The 17,007-nt window shown below is 49.2% G+C and carries 13 protein-coding genes and 1 riboswitch; of the genes, 10 read left to right on the top strand and 3 right to left on the bottom strand.

The window, feature by feature from the left end; translation table 11 throughout:
- Positions 1-78: 78 nt before the first annotated feature.
- Positions 79-825, bottom strand: a complete 747-nt coding sequence (hemQ, locus tag AB4Z29_RS17195; protein WP_441944252.1) for a hydrogen peroxide-dependent heme synthase — start codon at positions 823-825, stop codon at positions 79-81.
- A 162-nt stretch (positions 826-987) separates the two neighbouring features.
- On the opposite strand from hemQ, the gene AB4Z29_RS17190 reads away from it, so the two are divergent.
- The 8 genes from AB4Z29_RS17190 to AB4Z29_RS17155 all read left to right on the top strand — a co-directional run bounded on the left by AB4Z29_RS17190 (position 988) and on the right by AB4Z29_RS17155 (position 11,237).
- Positions 988-1,278: a YuiB family protein gene (locus AB4Z29_RS17190; RefSeq protein WP_183558882.1), complete on the top strand. Its 291-nt coding sequence runs from the start codon at positions 988-990 to the stop codon at positions 1,276-1,278.
- Positions 1,279-1,383: 105 nt separating this feature from the next.
- Complete coding sequence (locus AB4Z29_RS17185; protein WP_441944251.1) at positions 1,384-2,916, top strand: helicase DnaB; 1,533 nt, start codon at positions 1,384-1,386, stop codon at positions 2,914-2,916.
- 18 nt (positions 2,917-2,934) lie between these two features.
- The gene (gene dnaI, locus AB4Z29_RS17180) at positions 2,935-3,891 is read left to right on the top strand and encodes a primosomal protein DnaI (protein ID WP_441944351.1); all 957 of its coding nucleotides are present in this window, start codon (positions 2,935-2,937) and stop codon (positions 3,889-3,891) included.
- Between the two features lie 1,910 nt (positions 3,892-5,801).
- Positions 5,802-6,917 (top strand): sulfate ABC transporter substrate-binding protein, encoded by a 1,116-nt coding sequence (locus AB4Z29_RS17175; RefSeq protein ID WP_441944250.1) that lies wholly within the window; start codon positions 5,802-5,804, stop codon positions 6,915-6,917.
- A 34-nt stretch (positions 6,918-6,951) separates the two neighbouring features.
- A complete protein-coding gene (cysT, locus tag AB4Z29_RS17170; protein WP_441944249.1) occupies positions 6,952-7,785 on the top strand; it encodes a sulfate ABC transporter permease subunit CysT in 834 nt (277 codons plus the stop codon).
- 15 nt (positions 7,786-7,800) lie between these two features.
- A complete protein-coding gene (gene cysW / locus AB4Z29_RS17165) occupies positions 7,801-8,685 on the top strand; it encodes a sulfate ABC transporter permease subunit CysW (protein ID WP_441944248.1) in 885 nt (294 codons plus the stop codon).
- Between the two features lie 205 nt (positions 8,686-8,890).
- Positions 8,891-9,133 carry a YezD family protein gene (locus tag AB4Z29_RS17160; protein ID WP_441944247.1) on the top strand — a complete coding sequence of 81 codons (243 nt, stop codon included), beginning with the start codon at positions 8,891-8,893 and terminating at the stop codon, positions 9,131-9,133.
- Positions 9,134-9,287: 154 nt separating this feature from the next.
- Positions 9,288-11,237: a hypothetical protein gene (locus AB4Z29_RS17155; RefSeq protein WP_441944246.1), complete on the top strand. Its 1,950-nt coding sequence runs from the start codon at positions 9,288-9,290 to the stop codon at positions 11,235-11,237.
- A gap of 36 nt (positions 11,238-11,273) precedes the next feature.
- On the opposite strand, the gene AB4Z29_RS17150 is transcribed toward AB4Z29_RS17155, so the two are convergent.
- On the bottom strand, positions 11,274-11,420 hold the full coding sequence (locus tag AB4Z29_RS17150) for a YqzM family protein (RefSeq protein WP_183558871.1): 147 nt from the start codon (positions 11,418-11,420) through the stop codon (positions 11,274-11,276).
- A gap of 207 nt (positions 11,421-11,627) precedes the next feature.
- Between AB4Z29_RS17150 and uvrC the strand changes: the two genes are divergently transcribed.
- Positions 11,628-13,514 (top strand): excinuclease ABC subunit UvrC, encoded by a 1,887-nt coding sequence (gene uvrC, locus AB4Z29_RS17145; RefSeq protein WP_441944245.1) that lies wholly within the window; start codon positions 11,628-11,630, stop codon positions 13,512-13,514.
- Here the strand turns inward: uvrC and AB4Z29_RS17140 are convergent.
- The gene (locus AB4Z29_RS17140; protein WP_441944244.1) at positions 13,483-15,111 is read right to left on the bottom strand and encodes a CPBP family intramembrane glutamic endopeptidase; all 1,629 of its coding nucleotides are present in this window, start codon (positions 15,109-15,111) and stop codon (positions 13,483-13,485) included. The genes uvrC and AB4Z29_RS17140 overlap by 32 nt on opposite strands.
- A gap of 245 nt (positions 15,112-15,356) precedes the next feature.
- A riboswitch (cyclic di-AMP (ydaO/yuaA leader) is annotated at positions 15,357-15,560 on the top strand.
- 93 nt (positions 15,561-15,653) lie between these two features.
- Between AB4Z29_RS17140 and AB4Z29_RS17135 the strand changes: the two genes are divergently transcribed.
- Positions 15,654-16,994, top strand: a complete 1,341-nt coding sequence (locus tag AB4Z29_RS17135) for a TrkH family potassium uptake protein (RefSeq protein WP_441944243.1) — start codon at positions 15,654-15,656, stop codon at positions 16,992-16,994.
- Positions 16,995-17,007: the final 13 nt, after the last annotated feature.

The following is a 17,007-nucleotide window of genomic DNA, read 5'->3' as shown; positions in this document are numbered from 1 at the left end:
GAGACAGCCCTTAAAGGACAACTCATAAGAGACAGTCCTTGAGAGACAACCCTTGAGAGATAACCCTTAATTAATCGGCTATATAGCCAGAAGTTTTGCGAATTTTTCTCCGTTCAAAAAATTGCCTACGTAGAACTCGCCGAAGTCAGCGAAACGCGCGCTCACTTCGTCAAAGCGCATTTCATAGATGAGCTTTTTGAATTGCAAGGCGTCGTCCGCAAACAGTGTCACGCCCCATTCCCAGTTGTCGAAGCCGACAGAGCCGGTAATGATTTGTTTCACTTTGCCTGCATAGGAGCGACCGATCATGCCGTGGCTGCGCATCATCGTTTTACGTTCGTCCATGCTGAGCATGTACCAGTTGTCTTGCCCGTCGCGGCGTTTGTTCATCGGATAGAAGCAAATGTGGCTTGCTTTCGGAAGCGTAGGCTTCAGCCTTGCGATAATATCCGGATTTTGCATCGGATCGGATCCAGGTGCCGCCATGTAGTTGCTAAGCTCGACGATGCTTACATAAGAGTGCACCGGGTAGGTGAAGCTTGCGAAGGATGTTTTGTTGAATGCGGTCTCGATGGCATTCAAGTCCTCAAGTGTTTCACGCAGATGCATGAACATGAAGTCAGCCTTCTGTCCGACGATGGAATAGACAGCCGTGCTGCCTTCCTTATTTTCTTCTACCGCTGACCATTGCTGCAAAAAGCTTTGCAGCTCGTCCAGCGCGCGGCTGCGCTCGCCCYCATCGGCTAAGCGCCATGCGGTCCAGTCGATGCTGCGGAAATCATGCAGCGCGTACCAGCCTTCTAATGTTTGTGCTGCTTCACTCATTGTATAAATGCTCCCTTCAAGCCCATAATGATGCTGCAATCATTGTATCGTACTCTGGGCAAGCGGAGCAAATGGCGGTCTTGTGACATTTGTCCTTTCATAATTGACTTCCTTCGGGCCATTAATTAAACTAATAACGAGAGTCTGAAAGGGGAAGTTTCGATGCTTCAGTTAATTATCGCAACGGTGCTGTTTTTGGTTATGATGTTCGGTATCGGCTTTATTCTGAATATGCTTTTAAAAACGACATGGTTTCCGATATATTTATTTATTATAGCTTTGATTGTACTAGGCATATGGGCTCCATGGGATGCATCGGCTGAGACGACGATTCAAAACTTTGCCCACTACACGATTATTGACTACATTCCGGTCATCGGAGCTTTGGTCGGCGCTTATGTAAGTGGTTGGGCCATACAGGCGCTCCGCAAGGGCGGCTACAAAATGTTCTAATTGAAAAATCCCTCATTCGGGGGATTTTTCTATTTTTCGACACGTCCTGAACAACGGTTTTTATGTTAAAATGATAGAATGAAAGCAAGGGATGGAGCTGGTGCAGTGCGCATCACTAATATATTGCAATACACGGAGCATCATAGATACTACATATTCCGTGATTTTTCTTTAAGCAGTCTGGACTACAAAATGCTTTCGCTAATCTATCAACCGATGATTGGCGCTTTTGCTGTCGCATTTTATCAGCAGCTTTACCACGGGATCTCGGAGGGAACCTCCGGATACTCAACTATCGAGCCGCAGCGCAAGCTGTTTCTGGGGCTCGGACTTGAGATGAATGAGCGAGGGCGCAAGCACTTGATTGAGCAGGCATCTAAGCTAGAGGCAGTAGGGTTGCTGCAAACCTCGCGACTAGGCGTACCCGATAATGCAGATGTTATATACGAATACGAGCTGTCACAGCCTTTGTCGCCAGCAGAATTTTTCCGCAATATGCATTTGACGATGCTGCTGCGCGATAAGGTTGGCAAATATGCGGTGATCTCGCTGCGCGAATCGTTTGGGGCTAACGAGCCGGATGAGCTGGCAGGCGCGCAATTGGCGAAAGAAAATATCTCGGTACCTTTTTACGAGCTGTTCAAGCTGAATATGCAGTCGGTGGATGATGAGCTTGAGCAAGCGCTCACGGAGGTTGCGCCATCTAGGCAGGCTTCCGCTAGAGCTGCTCAAGCGACGGCGGGCATTCCGTATGGGGAGATTATATTGCGGTTTCCTCGCAACTCCGCCAATCGCCGATTTGTGGAGCGCTTGCGCAGTGATGAAGAACAGCTTGCTCAGGTCAATTACGTGGCCTACAAATATAGTCTAGGCGTTGTGGATATATGCCGTTTGCTTGATGAAGACGGGATTTTTAGCGAGAGCGGTACACTTAACGTTGATGAGCTGCAGCTGCGAGCTAATCAATTCTATAGGCAGGACAAGAAGCGGGAAGGAGAGCGGCAGCGCGCCCTCTCGCGTACGCCAATCGTATCAGGGGAAGAGCAAGCAGATTCTGATGAATTGACAGAGGAGTTCGAGGTTCAGGAGCAGCATTATTTGCAGGTTCCGAACCAGCTCAGCGGCCGCTGCGATGTCCAGCAGTACAATATGCTGATGAGAAACGAGCCGCATACCCGGTTTTTGCAGCGATTTTTCCCAGGTGCCGTGCCGGATTGGATCGAGCGCGTGTTCGAGCGGATGGATCTGAATTATAAATTGGCTGGACCTGTGATCAATGTACTTATCCATTATGTTATCGGAGCCAATGACGCGCAGCGTGTAACAAAAACGTTTTTGGATGCAGTAGCCTCCAATATGCTTGTGAAACAAATCGATACGTTTGAGAAAGCGGTTGTGTATGTTCGGGAGCAAGCGCAAGTCGAGCAGGATAAGGAGCGCCGCAAGGAAGCGGCGCTCAGCTACGCCGGTGGTTACAACAACGCCAAGGGCGGTGCACGGGGGGGAGGCGGCAGCCGAGGAACTTCTCGCAAGCCGTCCATTCCGATTGTACAAGAGGACACAACTTCCACGGAGGTGTCGGCAGACGAGCTTGAGGAGCTTCGCAAGCTGGCGCGCAAATTAGAAGGCAAAGGATAAAGGCGGTGTGAGCAGATGATGGAATCGATGGGCGATTTGCTGAAGGCTTGGCCGTCAGGCAAAGCCATCACAGAGCAAGCGGAGCTTAAGCTGACCGAACTGCTTGCGGAACCGCTTGTAGAAAAGCTAAGACTGAAATACCCGGATTTGGACGATCAGACGATTCGTCTGAATCTGAACCGCGTATACCAATACGTCACCGAGTACCGGAATTGTACGAATTGCCCTGGGCTCGATAATTGTCCGAATGACTTTGAAGGACATTACACCTTGTTAAGCTCAGAATCACTGAACGGCCTGACACAGCTGTATGACCGCAAGGTGGCGTGCAAAAAATTTAACGCCCGTCAAACGGAGGATCAGATTCGCAGCCGTGTACGGAGCTTTTATATCGATGAGAAAGCATTGCAGCGCGGCTATTCCTTAGATGAAATTTTGGAGAGCGACAGGGAACGGACGAAGGCAGTCGGTCAAATTCTCCGTTACATCGATCGTACGAAGGAAAATGGCTTGCAAGAAGAAGGGTTGTATTTGGCAGGTCGCTTTGGGACCGGCAAAACCTATCTGATGTGCTACTTGCTGCATGAGCTTGCCAAAGCCGGTTATTCCGGCGTAATCGTCTATATGCCGGATTTCGTAGAGGATTTGAAGTCGCTGATGCATGAGCCAGGCAAGCTGAAGGAAACGGTCGAAATGATGAAAGAAACCGATCTGCTCATTTTTGACGATATGGGCGCAGAGAATTTAAACCCTTGGGTTCGCGACCATGTGCTGGGTGCCATACTGAATTACCGGATGCAGCGCAAGCCGACCTTCTATACGTCTAATTATGAGCTCGATGCGTTGGAGCAGCATTTCAGCTTCACGAGCAAGGATGGCGATGAGTTGCATAAAGGTCAGCGTATTATGGACCGGATTCGGCCTTATGTAGAAGTGGTAATGGTAAAAGGCGAGAATAAGCGCGGACGGAAATGAGAGCGATCGTAAATAAGTACGGACGGAAATAAGTTGAAACAGCTTTGGTTGGCTGATCCTGTGGGGATTATGCTGCCAAAGCTATTTTTTTGCATGCATGGGTGTAAGTATCGTTTTTATAGCGCGTGAGCAGAGGGTTTTTCGATGCTGTAAGCACACTGGTGTGCTTTCAGCGCTAGAAAGGTGAGAGTGTGCGGCGCGAGAGTGTGGAACGGGCGAGTGTCTGCAAGCGCACATGGGTTCTAACAGCGCGTGAGCGGAGGGTTTTTCGATGCTGTAAGCACACTGGTGTGCTTACAGCGCTAGGAAAGCCGAGTGTGTGGAGCGGTTGAGTGTCTGTAAGCGCACATAGGTTCTAACAGCGCGTGAGCGGTGGGTTTTTCGATGCTGTAAGCACACCGGTGTGCTTACAGCGCCAGTAAGGCGAGTGTGTGGAGCGGGCCGTGCGGGCGAGTGTCTGTAAGCGCACATGGGTTCTAACAGCGTGTGAGCGGCAGGTATTTCGAAGCCGTAAGCACACCGGCGTGCTTACAACGCCAGGAAGGCGAGTATGTGGAGCGGGCAAGTGTCTGTAAGCGCACATGGGTTCTAACAGCGCGTGAGCGGAGGGTTTTTCGTTGCTGTAAGCACACTGGTGTGCTTACAGCGCTAGGAAAGCCGTGGAGCGGGCGAGCGGGTGAGCGGAGGGTTTTTCGATGCTGTAAGCATACCGGCGCGCTTACAGCGCCAGAAAGGCGAGTATGTGGAGCGGGCAAGTGTCTGTAAGCGCATATGGGTTCTAACAGCGCGTGAGCGGAGGGTTTTTCGTTGCTGTAAGCACACTGGTGTGCTTACAGCGCTAGGAAAGCCGAGTGTGTGGAGCGGGCGAGCGGGTGAGCGGAGGGTTTTTCGATGCTGTAAGCACACCGGCGTGCTTACAACGCCAGGAAGGCGAGTGTGTGAAACGGGCGAGTGTCTGTAAGCGCACATGAGTTCTAACAGCGCGAGAGCGGTGGGTTTTTCGATGCTGTAAGCACACCTGTGTGCTTAGAGCGCCAGAAAGCCGAGTGTGTGGAGCGGGCGAGTGTCTGTAAGCGCACATAGGTTCTAACAGCGCGTGAGCGGAGGGTTTTTCGATGCTGTAAGCACACCGGTTTGCTTACAGCGCTAGGAAGGCGACTTACAGCGCCAGAAAGCCGAGTGTGTGGAGCGGGCGAGTGTCTGTAAGCGCACATAGGTTCTAACAACGCGTGAGCGGAGGGTTTTTCGTTGCTGTAAGCACACCGGTGTGCTTACAGCGCTAGAAAGGCGAGTGTGTGGAGCAGGCGAGTGCTGTAAGCGCACATAGGTTCTAACAGCGCGTGAGCGGTAGGTATTTCGAAGCCGTAAGCACACCGGCGTGCTTACAGCGCTAGAATGGCGAGTATGTGGAGTGAACGAGTGTCTTTAAGGATCAACGAATTTAAGTTATGTCGCCTCCTTTATTCCGCTGCGGATAAAAGGGGGGCGAATGAGTTGGTCAAATCAATCAGATCAGAGTCGATTTGCAAATGTAGAGCGAATTTGCTTGCGATATAAAGCTTTCTTATCAAACTTATCATTTTTTTGAAATTAAGTATTGACAGTGTTAGGGGGTCGCTGGTAAGATTCTTCCATAACCAACTAAACGGGTAGGAATAATGGTTTTCGACCGGACCAACCGGAGTAAACACCTATTACAGTGAAACACAGTTCATCACAGTTCATGACAGATCATAGCGGCTCGTGTCAGTACAAGACTGCTCATGCGGCTCGTATCAGTACATGTCAGTACACGTCAGTACACGTCAGTACAAGACAGCTCATGCGGCTCATGACAGTACATGACAGCTTATGATCGTATTCTAGTGTTTCAGCAAGCCTGTTAATTTAAAAAAGGGGTGTGTGTCAAAATGAAAAAAATTACTCACGTTCGGTCAGCAATTATTCTATTAGCATTAGTACTGGTTTTGGCAGCTTGCGGCCAAGGCGGCAACAACGCAGGAAACAAAGCGACGAATCAACCAGCTAACGAGTCTTCAACGACGAATGCGACAGCATCAGAAGAGCCAGCAAAAGAAGAGCCTAAGCCTCCTGTTGAGCTGTTGAACGTTTCGTACGATCCTACTCGTGAGCTTTATGTAGCTTTCAACGAAGCATTCTCCAAGCATTGGAAAGCTGAGACTGGCCAAGAGGTAACGATTAAGCAATCACATGGCGGTTCAGGCAAACAAGGGCGTGCCGTAATAGACGGTCTAAAAGCCGACGTTGTAACGCTTGCGCTCGGCTATGACATCGATGCGATCGTAGAACCCGGCTTGATCCAAGCGGATTGGCAATCTAAATTCGAACATAATAGTTCCCCATATACTTCTACAATCGTTTTCCTTGTTCGCAAAGGAAATCCGAAAGGCATTAAAGACTGGAATGATCTTACCAAGGAAAAAGTTGAAGTAATCACGCCTAACCCGAAAACCTCTGGCGGTGCACGCTGGAACTACCTGGCAGCTTGGGGCTACGCGTTAAAACAAAACGGCAATGACGAAGCAAAAGCGCAAGAATTTGTTGCTGAACTGTTCAAGCATGTTCCAGTTCTGGATTCCGGAGCGCGCGGATCAACGACAACCTTCGTGGAACGCGGAATCGGTGATGTGCTGCTTGCTTGGGAGAATGAAGCATTCCTTTCGATTAACGAGCTTGGTCCTGACAAATTCGAAATCGTTTATCCATCCTTGAGCATATTGGCTGAGCCGCCGGTTGCTGTCGTTGACAAAGTGGTAGATGACCGCGGTACTCGTGAAGTAGCCGAGGCATACCTGAAATACCTTTACACCGAGGAAGGCCAAGAGATTGCGGCTAAAAACTACTACCGTCCGATTTCTGAAACCGTTGCGGCTAAGTATACAGAGCAATTCAAATCGCTTGAGCTGCTTACGATTGACAAAGACTTTGGCGGATGGAAAGAAGCACAAACCAAACATTTTGCGGATGGCGGCATTTTCGACAAAATTTATACGCCAGGCTCATAATACTGCATTTAAAAAAGATTGGAGCTGACTTCACATGAAAGGTTCCAAGTCCCGTAACGTGCTTCCGGGTTTTGGTTTATCGCTTGGCTTTACGTTGTTTTACCTCAGCATTATCGTTCTCATTCCGCTGGCTGCCGTTTTTTTCAAAACGGCAGAGCTCAGCTGGTCCGAATTTTGGAGCACGGTTACGAATGCACGCGTTGTTGCATCCTACCGAGTCAGCTTCCTTACCGCTTTTTTTGCGGGGCTAGTGAATGCCGTGTTCGGTCTATTAATTGCATGGGTGCTTGTTCGATATAGGTTTCCAGGCAAAAAAATAATAGACAGCTTAGTGGATTTGCCGTTCGCACTGCCGACTGCCGTTGCGGGTATTGCTTTAACAGCGATTTATGCGCCTAATGGATGGATTGGGTCGCTGCTCGCGCCGCTTGGCGTAAAGGTGGCATACTCGCCAATCGGCATTACGATCGCGCTTATCTTCATAGGTCTTCCCTTTGTTGTCCGGACGGTGCAGCCTGTGCTGCAGGACATGGAGAAAGAGACGGAGGAAGCAGCAGTCATGCTTGGCGCCTACCGTTTGCGGACCTTTTGGAAGGTTATTCTGCCTGAGCTTATGCCAGCCCTGTTAACAGGGTTCGCGCTTGCATTTGCACGAGGAATCGGGGAGTATGGCTCGGTCGTGTTCATATCCGGCAATATGCCTTTAAAGACAGAGATTACACCACTGCTGATCATGACGAAGCTGGAGCAATATGATTACGCTGGAGCTACTGCGATTGCGCTTGTCATGCTTGTTGTGTCTTTCCTCATGCTGCTAGTCATCAATTTGCTGCAGTGGCGGATGAACCGCCGCACAGTATCGGACTAAGAAGGAGGGCTGACCATGGCTGGAGCAATTACTGTTCATACGAATGAAGAGACGTCCAAGAGACCGCAGCATATTAATGAATCGGCACCTGTACGCTTTGTGCTCATTGGGATCGCGATGCTATTTCTCGGTTTAGTCGTACTTCTGCCGCTGGCGTCTGTGTTTGTTGAAGCGTTTAAGAAAGGCGTAGGCGTGTACATAGACTCCATTACGGAGCCGGACGCGCTATCGGCGCTTAAGCTAACGCTGATCGTGGCATTGATCGCTGTACCGGTTAACACGATTTTCGGTGTTGCGGCAGCGTGGGCAATCAGCAAGTTTCGTTTCCGTGGCAAAAACATACTCATTACGTTAATCGATTTGCCGTTTGCCGTATCCCCAGTCATTTCAGGATTGATATATGTGCTGCTGTTCGGAGCGCAAGGTTTTCTCGGGCCTTGGCTGGATGAACGCGGAATCCAAATTATATTCGCCGTGCCTGGGATCGTGCTTGCAACCGTATTCGTTACGGTGCCTTTCGTAGCCCGTGAGCTTATCCCGCTTATGCAGGCTCAGGGCGTCCAAGAAGAGGAAGCGGCAGCAAGCTTAGGCGCCAAAGGCTGGCAAATCTTTTGGAAGGTAACCCTGCCCAATATCAAGTGGGGATTATTGTATGGCGTTATTCTGTGCAATGCGAGAGCGATGGGCGAGTTTGGCGCCGTATCCGTCGTTTCTGGCCATATCCGCGGCGAAACGAATACGCTGCCGCTTCATATCGAAATCCTTTACAATGAATATCAATTTTCCGCATCGTTTGCTGTCGCGTCTTTGCTCGTAATGCTTGCAGTCGTTACACTCATCGTGAAGAGCATCGTGGAGTGGAAATCAGCTCAGCAGAAACCAGCTGCAATAACAGAATAACCGGAAATTACAGAATGTCGGAAATTTACAGTATAACCCAAAATGTCAGATTAACAGAAAATTACAGAATGGCCTGAAACTACAGAAAGGCCTGAAATTACAGAAAGGTCCGAAATTACAGTAAGGCCTGAAATTACAGAATATCGGAAATTTATAAAATAACCAGCAATTACAGAGTAAACGAATGAAATTGGAGGGGTTTCGAATGGCAAAGCCGTTAGAAGTTGATGAGGAGTGGCTTGAGCGAATCGCGAACCAGGTGAGCGGACTGAGTTACGGGCATGTAACGATTACCGTTCATGATGGCAGAATTGTACAAATCGACCGGACGGAAAGAACGCGTTTTGATGCACCCTCTCAGAAGCAGCAGGTATCGTCCGATTCCATACAACAAGTAAAGCACCGTGAGGGCCAATCTACTGGCGAGGCGCTTCGGATCGTACAGTAATTTCAGTTTCATGTGGACGCATATGCAAGCGGCTGCCCGCAGGATCAACGATCCTGCGGGCGGCCTTTTTTCGTTGGAAGACAGACGGTTATTGTAAGAAGCCTAATTGTTTTCTACAATAGAAGGAAGAAAACAACGTACAGGGAGAATTGCCATGCCGGATTGGAGCTACCAAACCTTATTTCGACCTTTGTTGTTCAAGCTGCCCGCCCGTTTGAGCAGGGGTCTGACGCTGCGAGCAATCGGTACGCTAAGCAAGCTTCCAGGAGGCTCATTCGTAGTTAGGACGTTTGGCCATATGGAGCCTTCTCCCATGTTAGAGCGTGAGCTAGCAGGAATAGCCATTGATACACCAATCGGACTATCAGGCGGCGTTGATCCTGAGGGGATCGCACATCTGGCGTTTGCGCAATTCGGAATCGGCTTCATCGAGCATGGTCCCGTTACATATGAGCGTATTCATTCGGTTGAGCCAATTGTAAAGGATGACCAAAAGGAATGGATTCAATACCCGAATTACTATGAGAACATAGGCGTTGATAACATCGCGCGTCTCATCGCGTCTTCCAAACATCGCCTGCCCCAATTCGTTCGGATTTCTCCGATGCCGAGCGCCAGACCGGAGCAGGCGGTGCTGGAGCTTAGAAGCATGATAGAGCAGCTCTCAGAGGCGGGAGCGAATGGGTTTTATCTCGATATGCTCTATGGGAACCGAAGCGTAGAGGAAGCCGTTGCTATTGGGATCGGACTCGCTGATAACCTGCAAACCCGAACCTCTCCGAGCCTGCCATTATTTTTGTATACTCCTCACGATTATCCGAACGAAGCGTTACTCACGCTCATTCAATCGTTTTCGAAAGAAGTCTGGAGCGGAATCGTAATCGGTGAAGCAGCCTTCAATAATGCTGAGGAGAATTCTTCTTACAGAGTAAGCAAAGAGGGAAAGGCTGACAGCCTGTCCAAAATGGAGCTGCTCCGGAGAAACGGTTCGCTTAATTGGCACATTAAAGCAGGTGCTGGCGTACACGAGCCTCAGGATGCGCTTGATCTGCTCCGTGAAGGCGCGGACGCCATAATGCTGCATAGCGGTCTTGTATTTGCGGGTCCGGGACTGCCGAAGCGGATCAACGAAGCCATCATTTACGAGCAGGTGAAGGAATGGCCTGCTGTCGTAACGCCATCCTTTTGGAAGCATTGGGGCTGGATGTGCTTACTCGGACTCGGAATGATGATTGGCGGTTTGTTATCTTGGATAATAGCGGCCACAACCGTGCTGCTGCCCTATGATTTGTCGTTTATTGGACTGAACTTGGAGGACCTGCATCATATCAACCATAATTTGCTGCATTTCATGTCCCATGACCGGATAACGTTAGCGGGCACGATGATAACGATCGGCATCCTGTACTTTCAACTGGCGTGGCATGGATTGAGAGAGGGACTCCACTGGACAAGAACGGCGCTGCTCACTTCCGGCATAGTCGGTTTTGCAAGCTTCTTCCTTTTTGTAGGATACGGCTACTTCGACCCGCTGCATGCTGTGGCTGCTGCCCTATTGCTGCCGATGTTCCTGCTTGCGATGCGGCGTAATCCAGACAGGCCATACCGTTTGCCTGTCAACGTAAGGAATGATCGGCTGTGGCGCCAAGCCATGTGGGGACAGCTTTGTTTCGTGGTTTTGGGGTTTGCGCTTTCGATAGGAGGTGTTACGATTTCGGCGGTGGGCATTACGGAAGTATTCGTACAGACGGATCTCGCCTATTTGGATACAACCTCCGCGCAGCTCAATGAAACGAATGAGAAGCTCATTCCGCTTATAGCCCATGACAGAGCGGGCTTTGGCGGTGCGCTGCTATGTGCGGCGCTGGCCATTCTCATTATGGCGTTATGGGGAATTCAGCAGGGCTCCCGCTGGTTGTGGTGGACGTTTCTACTAGGAGGAGCGCCAGGCTTTTATGCGGGGTTAAGCGTACATCTGTCCATCGGATATATTGATTTTTGGCATCTGTCGCCGGCCTTGTTTGCTCTAATGTTGTATATCCTGGGTCTCATTCTTCTTTACCCTTATCTAATGGCTTCTCCCGAAGAATCAAGCGCCAAATGAAGACAAAAAAAAGGAGCAGCACGCTGCTCCTTTTTTCTATGAAATGATGAATTTAACGATTACAGCAACTGCGAAAATGACGGTCATAAAACCGAGCATTCCGCCAAAGCCGAATACGACGTCCATCAAGTCATGGCGAGGCTCTTCGTTGAAATGCTCGCGCGGGTCTCTTACGTTATCCATCGTTGACGTCCTCCTTGAAAAAGACCGATTGCTTCAATCACAACCTCGAACGGTCGTCTTTATGTAGTATCGGTTTATTCAACTTATATTAGTATACCCAAACTCCCGAACAGTTGTAAAGCAAATACAGGTGACAATTGTAAGACATAACTTGGCGCAATTATGCTAAAATGTGTACAGAATCAATCGGTAGTCGGAGGCGAGAGCATGGACGAGCAACAAACAAAGCAGAAGCAGGCCGAGCAGGCGCTTGCTGAAGCCAAAGAAACGATACGAAACAAACTAGCGCTGCTCCCCGATCAATCGGGCTGTTACCTGATGAAAAACGGAGAAGGCGTCATTATATATGTGGGCAAAGCGAAGGTGCTCAAAAATCGTGTGCGGTCCTATTTCAACGGAAGCCACAATGGGAAAACGCAGCGCCTCGTATCTGAAATCCGGGATTTTGAATTTATCGTAACCTCCAGCAATATGGAAGCTCTTATTCTGGAATGCAACTTGATCAAGCAATACCATCCCAGGTATAACGTGCTTCTGAAGGATGACAAAACCTTTCCATATATCAAGATCACTAATGAGAAGCATCCCAAGCTCGAAGTAACGAGGCGGATCATTAAGGACAAAGGAAAGTACTTCGGTCCTTATCCGAATGCCTATGCGGCGCAGCAGACGAAGAAGCTGCTTGACCGCCTCTATCCGCTTAGAAAATGCAAGACGCTGCCGGACAAGGTTTGTTTGTATTACCATCTGGGCCAATGCATCGCCCCTTGCGAATTTGACGTGGAGCAATCGGAATATGATCGCATGATTCAAGAGATTTCCCGGTTTTTGAATGGCGGGCAGGATGTTGTGAAGATCGAGCTTCAGCGCAAAATGGAGGAAGCGGCGGAGAAACTGGAGTTCGAGCGGGCAAAAGAGCTTAGAGACCAGTTAATCGCCATTGATGCGGTCATGGAAAAGCAGAAGATTACGATGTCCGACGCATTGGACCGTGATATTTTTGGCTTTGCCGTAGATAAAGGCTGGATGTGCGTACAGATTCTATACATGCGCCAAGGCAAGCTGATCGAACGCCATGGATCGACCTTTCCTTATTATGGTGAAGAATATGATGATTTCATGACGTTCGTCACCCAGTACTACAGTGATAATCCAGCGCTGCCTAAGCAGATCTTGCTGCCGCTGCCGCCTGAAGCGGAGTTAGCGGAAGGAGTGGCGGCCGAGGAAGCAACCTCGCATGCGGATGACGTGATCGCGTCGCTTCATAGCTGGCTGAAGGTCAAAGTACTAATGCCGCAGCGCGGACGGAAGAGCGAGGTTGTGACGATGGCGACGGACAATGCGAAGGTGATGCTGGACGAGAAGTTCCGGCTTATCGAGCGGGATGAGGAGCGCAGCGTCAAAGCGTCCGAATCATTAGCTGGGTGGCTCGGCCTTGATGAAGTTCGGCGAATCGAAGCGTTCGATAACTCGAATATTCAAGGGACGAATCCGGTTTCGGCAATGGTCGTATTCACGGACGGCAAGCCTGATCGCAAGGAATACCGGAAGTATAAAGTGAAGACGGTAGTTGGACCAGATGATTACGAAACGATGAGAGAGGTCATTCGCCGCCGTTATGAGCGAGTGCTGAAGGAGGAGATTGCACCTCCAGATCTGATCGTCGTCGATGGCGGCAAAGGGCAAATCTCAGCCGCGCTGGACGTGCTGGAGAATGAGCTTGGGCTGTATATCCCCGTCTGCGGGCTCGTGAAGGATGCGAAGCATAAGACTGCGCAGCTAATGACAGGGGATCCAGCGGAGATCGTTCCGCTGCCGCGCGATAGCCAAGAGTTTTACTTGCTCCAACGCATCCAAGACGAAGTGCATCGGTTCGCCATTACGTTTCACCGTGAGCAGCGGGCCAAATCGATGGTGGAATCGAAGCTGGATTCAATCCCGGGCATCGGAGAGAAACGTCGGAAGCTGCTGCTTAAGCATTTCGGCTCCATCAAAAAAATAAAAGAGGCCTCAGTCGAAGACTTCCGGCCTCTGTCTATTGGAGATAAATTAGCTTCGCAAATTATAGCTGCTCTAGGGGAGGAGTCGTCGTAACAGACGGCTTCTTCTCTTTTTTGTGGCTGAAATATTTGAGAACGAACGCAATGATAACAGGCAATACAGAGAAGAAGATAGCCGATATAATATTCGGCGCGGTACCGATGGTAAGCAGGGACAGGCCAACAGCTACGCTATTAAAAATAGCATGAGTGAACATTGACGTGATGAACCCGTATCTGACGAAAATAAAACTGAACATGAGCCCGATGATCATAAGCTCGATCAATCTGGTCGAGGACGGATAGAACGGATACATGACATGGCCGAGCGCCCAGAACAAAGTTGGCAATAAAGCGGCTGCAAACGTATTTTTAAACCATTTGCGGAATAAACCGATACCGAAGAACCTGAAAACGGCTTCCTCGGATATGGCGGCAGCCCAAGCGAGCACCGGCATGAGCCAAAGTATTCCCATATTGTAAGGAGATTGTGTAGCGTCGGTCGTATCCCATGTGCCGATCGTCAGCTTAAGCAGGATGAAGATAACGGATTGCGTTGCGAAAAGGATAATTGCGAATAAATAAGCAAGTCCAACGCTTCGCCACACGTGGTTTCCGTACCCTTTTTGACCGAATCGAGGCCATAATGCACGACCCTGTGCCTTCCATAGGCCATCTCCAGCGATCATTGAAATATAGATGGAGCCTGCCATCGGAATGGTCAGCAATACGGTGAAAATCGCTGTGAACATGACGGTTTGGCTTGCTAGCTCGGTTTCGCCCAATGATGCGCGTATGCCGTCAAGCACATTCAAGTTCATGATAATGTAGGTAATAAAGTATACGATGGTCAAAATAATGCCGAATTTAAAGGAAGTGAACTTCCGGTAAAGGACGGCGTAGACGATGGCTAATACAAACAGGACGAAGCTCATAAACATGTAGCCGAAGCCTGTGAGGAAGCCGGCAAGCTTATCCTGTTTCTTCACGTATTCAATATAATCGGCCGGTGCAACGAAGGCTGGCTTGTACTTGGTTATGACGTTCTGGCCATTGATATTTTGTCCTTTAATATGAATGCTCAGTAGGGCTTCTTCTATCGCGTACCCGGCTGGCGCTTCGCCATGCCATCCCCCGTTTCCGAGCAATTCCTGTTCCTTGAATGACTTCGCGTCTAGGCTTTGCCCAGCCAGAAAAACAGGAACCTCCTTGTTAAGCTCAGCATCGGAAAGCGATTGGCCATCGAGGATAAAGTTCCAAGCCACAATTTTCTCGCTTTGCATATGTACATAGACGAAGCCTGTTCCGCCCTCGTCAAATTTCAGTTCGACTTGGTACGTGTCCGTCGGGAAGCTTTGATCGTATTTGTCGCTATAGGTTTTGATGAGCCCATGCTTGGATAAGTAACCGTTTATGACTTTATCGGTTTGATGGACAGCCTTGGCGGACTTCACCTGGAGTCCGGATTGCTTCTCTGCGAATACGGAGGCTCTGTTTTCAGCTGTTTCCTTCTCAATAACTTTCGTATTTAAATCACCGTTGCTAATGGAAAAAATCATTGGTCCGATTTCAACGGCCGCGAAAATAATGAAGCATGCAATCGCTGCCCACAGAAAACGTTTCCATTCATTTAACCTAATTGAATCAATCATCGGTTCACCTCTACGATCCTTTTTATGAGTTGCGTATTCCACTACCTTACCATATCAATCCCTGAATTATCCAATAGAAAAGCGCGTTTGCTCTCAAGATCAAGCGAAATAACGATATCCGACAAGCCTGATGCGTGCTGCAGCTTCTACTTGCCCTTTTTTGGACCAAAATCGGCTTGTTTGTCATTAATATAAGCTTTATATCCTGACTGCTTTGGGATTATAATCGTTAACGTCATACAAATCGAATAGCATAGCCGAATTTCCTAAGGAAATCGGGGGAACCATAAAGTTGTCGGAATTGCTCAGCCTGCTATAGCCAGCAGTGCTTTTGATCCGGCGGCATGGGGTGAATTTCTACGGTGAAACTTAAGCTTCATTGATAGAATAGGGCTGCCTGTCCAGGCCCGAATCCGTCAGCTAACCTCGAAGGCGTGAATGGAACAGAACTCATCGCACGAGCACTTGGGTTTCAGTGCTTTTTTTTATGCTTAAATATAGGTAGTGCTCTATAATGACATATTGCAGAAGAAGGACAACGGATGAAGGTAGACTTTAATGTGTTGAAATGGTCACCCCCGCGCATACTGGTCAGCGGGTTTGCGCTTATTATATTGCTGGGAGCTCTGTTATTATCCATGCCCTTCGCATCTGCGTCTGGAGAGCGCATGCCGTTTATAGACGCGTTGTTCACGGCAACCTCGGCAACTTGCGTGACAGGGCTTGTTGTTGTGGATACAGGCACTTATTTCTCCGTAGCGGGTCAGGTCATCTTAATGTGCCTTTTCCAGCTGGGCGGTTTAGGCTTTATGACGATGGCAACGCTTGTCGCTCTCGTCCTTCGCAAGAAAATATCGCTGCGCGAGCGTCTGCTGCTTCAGGAAGCGATGAATCAGTCGAGCATGGAGGGGATAGTCAAGCTTATTCGGCGGGTTATTATTTATTCATTATCGATTGAACTCATAGGAGCAGCGCTGTTTGCGTCTCGGTTTGCACTCGATATGCCGCTTGGCAAGGCAATCTATTTTGGTGTTTTTCACGCAGTATCGCTTTTCAATAACGCAGGCTTTGATATTTTTGGGAACTACCGCAGTCTCACCTTGTATGTGAACGATGCGGTCGTAAACCTAGCGGCGATGCTGTTGATTATAACGGGCGGCTTAGGATTCGTAGTCATGTCGGATTTGATGGAGTACCGCAAAAACAAACGACTATCCTTGCATAGCAAGGTCGTTCTCTCGATGACCGGAACGCTTATTGCCGTCGGAGCCATCGTGATATTCATTTTTGAGTTTTCCAATGCCAAAACGCTTGGTTCATTGGATTGGGGCGGCAAGCTATTAGCCTCCTTCTTCCAGTCGGTAACGCCAAGGACGGCAGGCGCGAATACGCTCGATTATACGCAGCTAAGGCAAGCGACCATGTTTTTTACAATCATTCTCATGTTTATTGGCGCATCCCCAGGATCAACAGGCGGCGGTATAAAAACGACGACGTTCGCTACTTTGGTAGGTGCTGTTATTGCAATGATCCGCGGGCGCGAGGATATTGTGCTGTTTCGTTACAGGCTCGGCAAGGACAGAATCTTTAAAGCACTGACGATCACCTTAATTTCGTTGCTGCTGGTCATTATCGTTACGATGATTCTCTCCATGACGGAGGAGCGAGCTTTTATCGAGCTGCTGTTCGAAGCTACGTCCGCATTCGGTACGGTTGGTTTGTCGGTCGGCGTCACGCCTGATCTTAGCATAGTTGGAAAAATAGTTATTTCATTAACGATGTTTGCTGGACGGCTTGGCCCGCTAACGCTTGCTTATGCGCTTGGACCTCGCACAGAAAAAGAATTGTACCGGCATCCTGAAGGCAAAATCACGATTGGATAGGAGAACTGCGCAA

This window comes from Paenibacillus sp. 2TAB23 (genome assembly GCF_052115165.1).
Lineage (GTDB): Bacteria > Bacillota > Bacilli > Paenibacillales > Paenibacillaceae > Pristimantibacillus.
The sequence above is the reverse complement of the archived record's forward strand: the minus strand, read 5'-3'. Positions and strand labels throughout refer to the sequence as shown.

Bases quoted from the DNA above. Each gene is read 5' to 3' on its own strand.
- AB4Z29_RS17190 (WP_183558882.1), top strand. From the start codon at position 988: ATGCTTCAGTTAATTATCGCAACGGTGCTGTTTTTGGTTATGATGTTC.
- dnaI (WP_441944351.1), top strand. From the start codon at position 2,935: ATGGAATCGATGGGCGATTTGCTGAAGGCTTGGCCGTCAGGCAAAGCC.
- AB4Z29_RS17175 (WP_441944250.1), top strand. From the start codon at position 5,802: ATGAAAAAAATTACTCACGTTCGGTCAGCAATTATTCTATTAGCATTA.
- cysT (WP_441944249.1), top strand. From the start codon at position 6,952: ATGAAAGGTTCCAAGTCCCGTAACGTGCTTCCGGGTTTTGGTTTATCG.
- cysW (WP_441944248.1), top strand. From the start codon at position 7,801: ATGGCTGGAGCAATTACTGTTCATACGAATGAAGAGACGTCCAAGAGA.
- AB4Z29_RS17160 (WP_441944247.1), top strand. From the start codon at position 8,891: ATGGCAAAGCCGTTAGAAGTTGATGAGGAGTGGCTTGAGCGAATCGCG.
- AB4Z29_RS17155 (WP_441944246.1), top strand. From the start codon at position 9,288: ATGCCGGATTGGAGCTACCAAACCTTATTTCGACCTTTGTTGTTCAAG.
- AB4Z29_RS17150 (WP_183558871.1), bottom strand. From the start codon at position 11,420: ATGGATAACGTAAGAGACCCGCGCGAGCATTTCAACGAAGAGCCTCGC.
- uvrC (WP_441944245.1), top strand. From the start codon at position 11,628: ATGGACGAGCAACAAACAAAGCAGAAGCAGGCCGAGCAGGCGCTTGCT.
- AB4Z29_RS17140 (WP_441944244.1), bottom strand. From the start codon at position 15,111: ATGATTGATTCAATTAGGTTAAATGAATGGAAACGTTTTCTGTGGGCA.
- AB4Z29_RS17135 (WP_441944243.1), top strand. From the start codon at position 15,654: ATGAAGGTAGACTTTAATGTGTTGAAATGGTCACCCCCGCGCATACTG.